Annotated in this window: 5 protein-coding genes; 2 read left to right on the top strand and 3 right to left on the bottom strand. The window is 38.3% G+C overall.

Translation table 11 applies throughout. The features are described from left to right. Positions 1-390: 390 nt before the first annotated feature. Together ASG31_RS16945 and ASG31_RS16950 are read right to left on the bottom strand one after the other, a co-directional pair. Positions 391-1,782 (bottom strand): DUF5689 domain-containing protein, encoded by a 1,392-nt coding sequence (locus ASG31_RS16945; RefSeq protein ID WP_056035572.1) that lies wholly within the window; start codon positions 1,780-1,782, stop codon positions 391-393. A 26-nt stretch (positions 1,783-1,808) separates the two neighbouring features. After that, complete coding sequence (locus ASG31_RS16950; RefSeq protein ID WP_056035575.1) at positions 1,809-4,676, bottom strand: carboxypeptidase-like regulatory domain-containing protein; 2,868 nt, start codon at positions 4,674-4,676, stop codon at positions 1,809-1,811. Positions 4,677-4,917: 241 nt separating this feature from the next. On the opposite strand from ASG31_RS16950, the gene ASG31_RS16955 reads away from it, so the two are divergent. Continuing rightward, entirely contained in the window at positions 4,918-6,105 is a 1,188-nt protein-coding gene (locus ASG31_RS16955; RefSeq protein ID WP_056035578.1) for an endonuclease, read from the top strand. A gap of 66 nt (positions 6,106-6,171) precedes the next feature. Next, positions 6,172-6,603, top strand: a complete 432-nt coding sequence (locus tag ASG31_RS16960) for a DUF6146 family protein (protein ID WP_056035583.1) — start codon at positions 6,172-6,174, stop codon at positions 6,601-6,603. A 507-nt stretch (positions 6,604-7,110) separates the two neighbouring features. Here the strand turns inward: ASG31_RS16960 and ASG31_RS18795 are convergent. Beyond that, the coding region (locus ASG31_RS18795) for a hypothetical protein (RefSeq protein ID WP_206549410.1) at positions 7,111-7,390 on the bottom strand (280 nt) is incomplete at its 5' end.

The raw sequence follows: 7,390 nt of genomic DNA on the forward strand, positions 1-7,390 counted from the left end.
GATAACCTGCCACAGTTAATCTAAGTTGTTGTTTTAAATCTGTTTCATGGCTATATAGAAGTCTGTTTAAATTTCATCAAAATTAATTTTCCCGATCCTTCCATCCACAAGATCAGGATTATATAGGATTTAATTCTGTTTTAACTCAATGCATCTGTCCACTTTTAAGCATTGGGAGAAGAAAAGTGACTTGATTTTTTTATCATTTTTAAACCGGCTCTAAAAATAAGTTCCATCCTGCGACCTGAATTATTTGAAATCACAACTCTTAAATTCGTCCCCATATCATTTGAAAAAAACATCATTTGTGGAAACTTTCGAATTTTTCGGTCAAAAAAAAGGAACCGTTCATCCGAACGATTCCTTTTTAGTATTAAGATCTCTGCCAGATTACAAAGCCTGAATGTTATCTAACTGAATTGTAGTAGACGCAGTAGCTGCATTTCCTGAATATTCAAAGATGATAAATCCGTTTCCTGTAAGTGATGCAGGAATATCATAAGTTCCGGCAGGTGCCAGTGTACCGTAAGCACCAGAAGGAGCCTGTGGGATAGTGAAACTGGATGTGATATCTGTCTTTGTAGCAGCAGTAATATCGCCAAGCGGCGTATAGTTTGTGCTGGTATAAACTTTAAGAACATTTGCATTCCAGAAACCTACATTCACATTAAATTTGAACTGGCTTGCTGCGGTAAAGTCGATAGGAACTGCAAAATAAGTAATGTAGTTGCCTGATCCTCCGTTTGCCCCCAGCTGAATATATTTATTGTTGCTGAAAGTTTTTAGCTGCCAGTATCTGTTTCCTTTTGTAGGATCATTTACATATTTAGGATAAACCTCTAAGTTTGTAGGAGTAAGTGAATAGCTTTCAAAATTTTCAAGGAAAGCGCCTGAGTAGGTAATTGCTGTTCCTCCTTTAGGCGGAGCCGGATCCACTCTTGTACCAGCGAAATTAAGATCAGCACTGTTTCTGATCAGCATTTGCCATGTAGAATTGTATTTGCTCACCACAAAAGTAGCAGCACCACTACCTGTAGGCAATTTTTTTGAACCTTCAGAAAAGAAACCAGAATTTCTAATGGCTACAGTATTTCCAAATGCATCTTCAATTGTTCTGTCTGTATCTACACCCGCTCCAGCTACGTAATCGATAAAAGTTTTTACCGTAGGCTCAAGTTCACCGTCTGCAAACTGTGATGCCGGTACTTTAACAAGCATATTGATATACTGATCATTTTTCGCAGCAGCAAGATTTGGCAACTCAAGTGGCTTGATTGCAGCTACTTCAAGACCGTTTCCGTTGCATACTCCTGCAATATATCTGCTCAGAAGCGATGCGGGAATTCTTCCTACCGTAAAACTTGGATCTACAGAACCAATCTTCACCGTACCTCTGTCTAATGCAAGTCTAAGACCTTTTGCATTGATTCTCACGTGAGCACCTACCGGAAAATCTGCGTAGTTGCTTGATCTGTCTACCTCCATCTGAATTGCGGCGGTAGGATTTTCAGGCTTATCCTGAATGGAAATTGTTTTATAGAAATTTCCGTTTTCGTCTGAAGATACTACGTAACCGTCAAAAATTTTATCATCTGTAATCAGTAGAAATCCTGAAGAAGGTGTTAATGCTTTAAAATTTGCTAAGGTGGTATTTGTAGTTGGGAATTTATTTTCACAGTTGATTGGCGGTGTTTCCCACTCATCTTTCTGTGTACAAGATGTAATAGCGATTGCAGATAGTGCAAATCCTGTTACGAGGCTTAAGTATTTTTTTATATTCATTGTCGTAATTTTTAAGATAATTAATGTTAGAATCTAAACTGTAAATTTACAAAATATGATCTTCCCTGTGTGTACCAGTATTTGGGTGCAAACAAAGTATATTCTCTGCTGAAATCTTCCTGATAAGTGTTAAATTTTGCATTTCTCACTTGCTCAAAACCTCCTGTAATGTATTTTGTATTATCAAAAACGTTATTTACTGAGGCAGAAATCAGAACGTAATATTTACCGATAATCCAGGATTTACCCGCATTTACATTAAAGAAATGAGCTGAAGGCAATTTGTTTGGTCTTAAAACATCTTTCAACTGATCATCTGTAAGTCCAAAGAAAGGTGTTCCGGCAGTATTGTTTTGAACGAATGATTCTGTACGTACCAAAGCTGCAGGATCAAGATAATTATCATCAAGGAAATTCCAGTTAGCTCCGATCCAGTAATATTTAGGAGAATTATATCTTAGGCCTAAAGAATAAGCCTGCTGCGGAGTACCACCCTGTCTGTAATTTTTGATGTACGCTTTGCCGAGACCAACACTTGACTGTCCGTTTGCAAAAGCCCCAACGGCATCAGAACCGAAGTATACATTCGGGTTATTTTGGTAAGTATATTCACCATAACTTGCCACCCCCTGAAGAGAAAGTGTAGGTAAAACCTTTACATCAATACCAAATTCACCACCCATATTTCTTCTCTTAACATCAGTCATCACCTGCGTTACGAAAGCACTCTGCACGTTGGTAGCATTTCCTTCTGCATCTACACCAGCTAATGGAAGACCGTCTGCAAAAAATCTCTGTACTGTCGTTTCATTTTCAGTATTAACGAGGAAACCTGTTAATCTCATTTTAACAAAAGGGGTAGAAACTACATAACTTAAATCGTTAGCATTTACTACTGTACTTTTAATATTAGGTGCTACAGAACCATTCACCCTCGGGTTGAAAAACAAATCTTCTAAAAAAGGTGCCTGATTATACATTGCCCCGTTGTAGACGAAGAAATTTCTTCCGTTCATTCTGTAGATCGCCTGCGCTTTCAGACCAAAGTTCAGGAAGTTGTAATTTTTACCTTTCCCGAATGAATCAGCATATAAATAATGTCTGAAAAGACCTTCTCTGCTGGAAGATGAGTATCCTGCAAGTGCAGAAACAAAGACGTCAAACTTCCCCGAAGTAAATTTAAAACCAGGATTTACTTTAAACTCCTGTCTTCTGAAAATATAATCGTAGGTCATTTTATCACCTACTTTTTTCGTAACACTGTCATCCATTTCGTTAAACAGTCCTGATTTTCCAGGCTGGTTTGTCGCTGCAAAAGGATCTCTGTTTAAAACAAAATCAGCTCCCAGAAGATCATTTACCTCTCTGTACTGCTGAGTACGGTAATTCTGATAAGAGACGTTTAAAATGAATTTTGAAGTATCATTAAAGTTATGAGTTAGGTGAGTGGAAGCATTAAAAATTTTGTCATCACTTACGTCATTCACCAGATAGTAAAGAGCTCTTTTACCGGTTTGACCATAGTAATTTCCGGCAGCCTGAGACATATTCCTTCTGTAAAGCCTGTCCCAGTTAATCTGAGTAATATTGGCGTCACCATTTTGCCACGCAGCCAGTGAAGTCTGGAAAGCATCCTGAGCTGTTGTACCGGCCGTACCACCAGGAACGGGTACCGAAGCATCGGGATTTAAGAAGTCATAATAACTTGGAAGATTTCTGTAATAGGTAGGTGACGGATTCTGCACATTCTGCCAGTCTAAACGTGAACCTTTATCTTTTCCGAACTGGTAAGAAACTGATGTCCACAAATTGGTTTTTGGATTAATCTTCCAGAAGTCCTGAATTTGAAAAATAGGCTGAAAACCTCTTCTTACTCTTTCACTTCTCTGCTCACCGTTCTGATAACCCCAGTACGAATTATAATGAACTCCTCTGTAATCATAAACTTCCTGCGTACTTGGGCTTGAAGTAGATCGTCTGTAAGGTGCAGCGATGAAGTTGAAAGTCATCGTATGCTTATCATTAAATTTCTTTTCAATACCAAGGTAAGCGCCGTAAGCATCATAGAAAGTACCTTCCTGAATGCCTTCTTCGGCCCATCTTCTTGCTCCCATTATTGTGAAAGCCCAACCTTTTTTGCTCATCCCTGAAGTATATCTCAAAGAAAAACGGTTTCTGTAATTTCTGTTGGTAATAGAATAAGTTCCCTGGAAGCCTTTTCTGTATTCGCTCGCTTTGGTATTTTTATAAATTACCGAAGAATTTCCACCGAAGGCATATTCTGAAGGAGCGTGATTCTGAGAAATTTCAGGGTATCTGGTAATTTCGTTAAGACCACCCCAGTTTCCGAAATCAACATTTCCGTTATCAGATTTCACCATTGATACACCATTCAGCATATTTTCACCCATTCTTCCGTCAATTCCTCTGGGTCTGAACCAGTAAAAACCTAAGTCGAAAGAAGCAATTCTGCTGAAAACGTCTTGTGAAGACTGTAAAAGTCCCACTGTAGATGCCTGGCTGTTTGAATCTTCGTCATCATCACTGTCGATGATCGCCAATCCCTGATCTGCACCCGTAAGAGCATTTGCAAGAACCATTACACCTAAATCTTTTCTTTTTTCATCACTGGTCACATCAAAATCAACTACCTTCGTTTCGTAGTTAGGTTTTGTGATCACCATTTGATAATGTCCCGGCTGTAGATCTACAAACTGGAAATATCCAATCTTGTCTGCCGTCACATCATTTTCGCTCCCTTTCAAATCTACTTCCGCTTTTTCAACCGGCTTACCATCGTTATCTTTCAGATATGCATAAACAGTAGTTTGCGCATAGTAGTAAGATGCCGGCAGTAAAGTAAACAAAGAGACTAATGATAGTTTTTTAAACATGTATATACTTTTTTAATACTTTTCAGCTTAATTCTCAATAAGTTAAAAACTTTTTGGGGCACAAATTTAATTAAATTATTTATTTAAAAATTAATTTAATGTTACTTTTTATTAACATTGTTAAATTTTGATAATTTTCAGCAGCTTCTCATAAAAAGATTGGTATAAATTTATAAATATTTAAAACACGATGTTTTAAAATAAATTAAATTTGCACATTAATTAAACGTAATAGTCTCAGATGAAAAAATTATTGAGCATACTGGCCATCTTATTAACAGCGACGGTTAGTGCACAGCAGGGAAAGCTTAGAAAAGTTGCAACAGTAGGTTTTTTAAACGTAGAAAACCTTTGGGACACCATAAGATCTGCGGATTATATTGATGGAACTTTAGACCTCAAAAACCCGGCATTTCACAGAAGTATTCCTTTAGACAGCGTAAAATTTCTTGAACCAGAAAAATATGAAGGTGTTTGGAGTGACGAGGCTCTAAAAGGCAAAAAGGCCGTAAGATTCCAGAGCGGATCTGAAGAGTTTACGCCATCAAGTGCTAAAAACTACAACACAAAAGTGTACAGGCAGAAATTAGCCAACGAAGCAAAAGTAATTTCCGAAATGGGCGCGCAGTACACGAAAACAGCCCCGGTAATTGTGGGGTTAATAGAAGTAGAAAACCGTCAGGTAATCGAAGATCTGGTGAAACATCCCATACTGGCAAAATATGATTACGGTATCGTGCATTATAATTCTTATGATTACAGAGGAATAGATGTGGCATTGATCTATCAGAAAAAAAGATTTAAAGTTACCCATTCAGAAAAAAAAGAACTGAAAGTCTTTAACGAAGAAGGTAGAAGAGAATACACAAGAGATATATTGGTAGTAAGCGGATTACTGGATAACGAAAAAGTAACCTTTTTTATGAATCACTGGCCATCCAGAAGAGGAGGAGAAGCGGCATCACTTCCAAAAAGAAATGCAGCAGCTCAGCTTTTAAAAAAATCAATGGACAGCATCAGAACTGCAGATCCTTCGGTCAAACTTTTCGCAATGGGGGATTTTAATGACGACCCCGTAAGTTCCAGTTTAAAAAACCATTTAAAAGCGCAGGCCAACCCAAAAGATCTAAGCGAAGCTACACCTTATCTTAATCTTATGTATCCCCTTTATAAAAAAGGTGTTGCTTCATTAGCTTATCAGGATGCTCCCAATTTATTTGACCAAATTATTGTATCACAAAATGTAATAAGCAAAGAAGTAACAAAAGAATATTCAGTCTACAAAACCGAAGTCTTTGCGCCACCCTACCTAGTTAATAAAGAAGGAAACTACCGTGGCTATCCATTCCGCTCATGGAACGGGGATCAGTTTACAGGAGGATTTAGTGACCACTTCCCTGCTTTCGTGGTTTTGCAGAAGGAACCGTAAATAAAATTTAACTTACAGCATTAAAGGCACTCTAATTGGAGTGCCTTACTTATTTAAAACATCTACATGAAAAACTTACTTATAATACTCGCACTCACACTTTTTCCAACGTTACATTACGCCCAAAACAAACCACAAAAAAGCGAAAAAGAAGAAGAAAAAGCGGTGATGAAACCGGAGAAGAATGACGATGGAGAATGGGAACTTACAGTTATAGACACGCAGTACGATTACTTTCTTAATGCAATTGCCCAACCCATTTCGCAGTATTCTGAAAGCTACCTGAAAAACAGAAACACCTTCCTCGTCACAGAATGGAATTCCTACTTCACATCAGGACGCTACAGGAACATCATTGAATCGTCAATACAATACGATCCCACAGAGAAATACGGCATCAAATTCGAGTACAGGCTCTATCAGGTCTTTGCGTACGTCCAATGGAAATATGGCTTAAAAATGACCGGACTCGGCGTCAGAGAATCCACAAGATTTTAAATCCATACACATCAATTTAGAAACTTCCTCCCTTTACAAAAGGTTATACTGAATTAGGAGCTGATTCCTGCTATCCGCTATATCTTTTTTGTCTCCCACTCTTTTAGATAATTTACCTGTTCCCTTCAAGACAAAAAAGGATGCCGCTGCTATCAGGGCTAGGGAAGCGAGCTAAGAGGAATATTTATTTCTGAGAAGAAAGGTTCTAGGAGTAATGAGCAATGGGTAATGAGTAGTGAGCGATGAATGATGAGTGATGAGTGATGAGTGATGAGTGATGAGTGATATTGGGTGTTGGATGATGGATGATGGATGATGGATGATGGGTTTCAGGTTTTAGATAGTGGATTATTCAAGTTAAACATTAAAAACGATGTGATGTCGGTTCTTCAGGAAACGATGGCTCTTTACGATAANATGATGAGTGATGAGTGATATTGGGTGTTGGATGATGGATGATGGATGATGGATGATGGGTTTCAGGTTTTAGATAGTGGATTATTCAAGTTAAACATTAAAATCATCACCTAACCCCCTATCATCCGAAACACGCACCCTGCAACCCGCAACCTTAGCCTCAACTCCATCCCCAATCTTAAATCCTGAATATTGAATGTTAAACATTGAATTTCGCACCCCGCATCCCCGCATCTCGCAACCTAATCTGGTATCCCGCATCTGGCATCCCGCACCAAAACAAAAAAATCCCCAATCAAATAAATGATTGAGGATTTGAATAAAAACTGGCGGCGACCTACTCTCCCGCTTTCGCAGTACCATCGGCGCT

It is taken from the genome of Chryseobacterium sp. Leaf404 (genome assembly GCF_001424145.1).
GTDB lineage: Bacteria > Bacteroidota > Bacteroidia > Flavobacteriales > Weeksellaceae > Chryseobacterium.

Coding starts and splice junctions, on each gene's coding strand:
- ASG31_RS16945 (WP_056035572.1), bottom strand. CDS start 1,782: ATGAATATAAAAAAATACTTAAGCCTCGTAACAGGATTTGCACTATCT.
- ASG31_RS16950 (WP_056035575.1), bottom strand. CDS start 4,676: ATGTTTAAAAAACTATCATTAGTCTCTTTGTTTACTTTACTGCCGGCA.
- ASG31_RS16955 (WP_056035578.1), top strand. CDS start 4,918: ATGAAAAAATTATTGAGCATACTGGCCATCTTATTAACAGCGACGGTT.
- ASG31_RS16960 (WP_056035583.1), top strand. CDS start 6,172: ATGAAAAACTTACTTATAATACTCGCACTCACACTTTTTCCAACGTTA.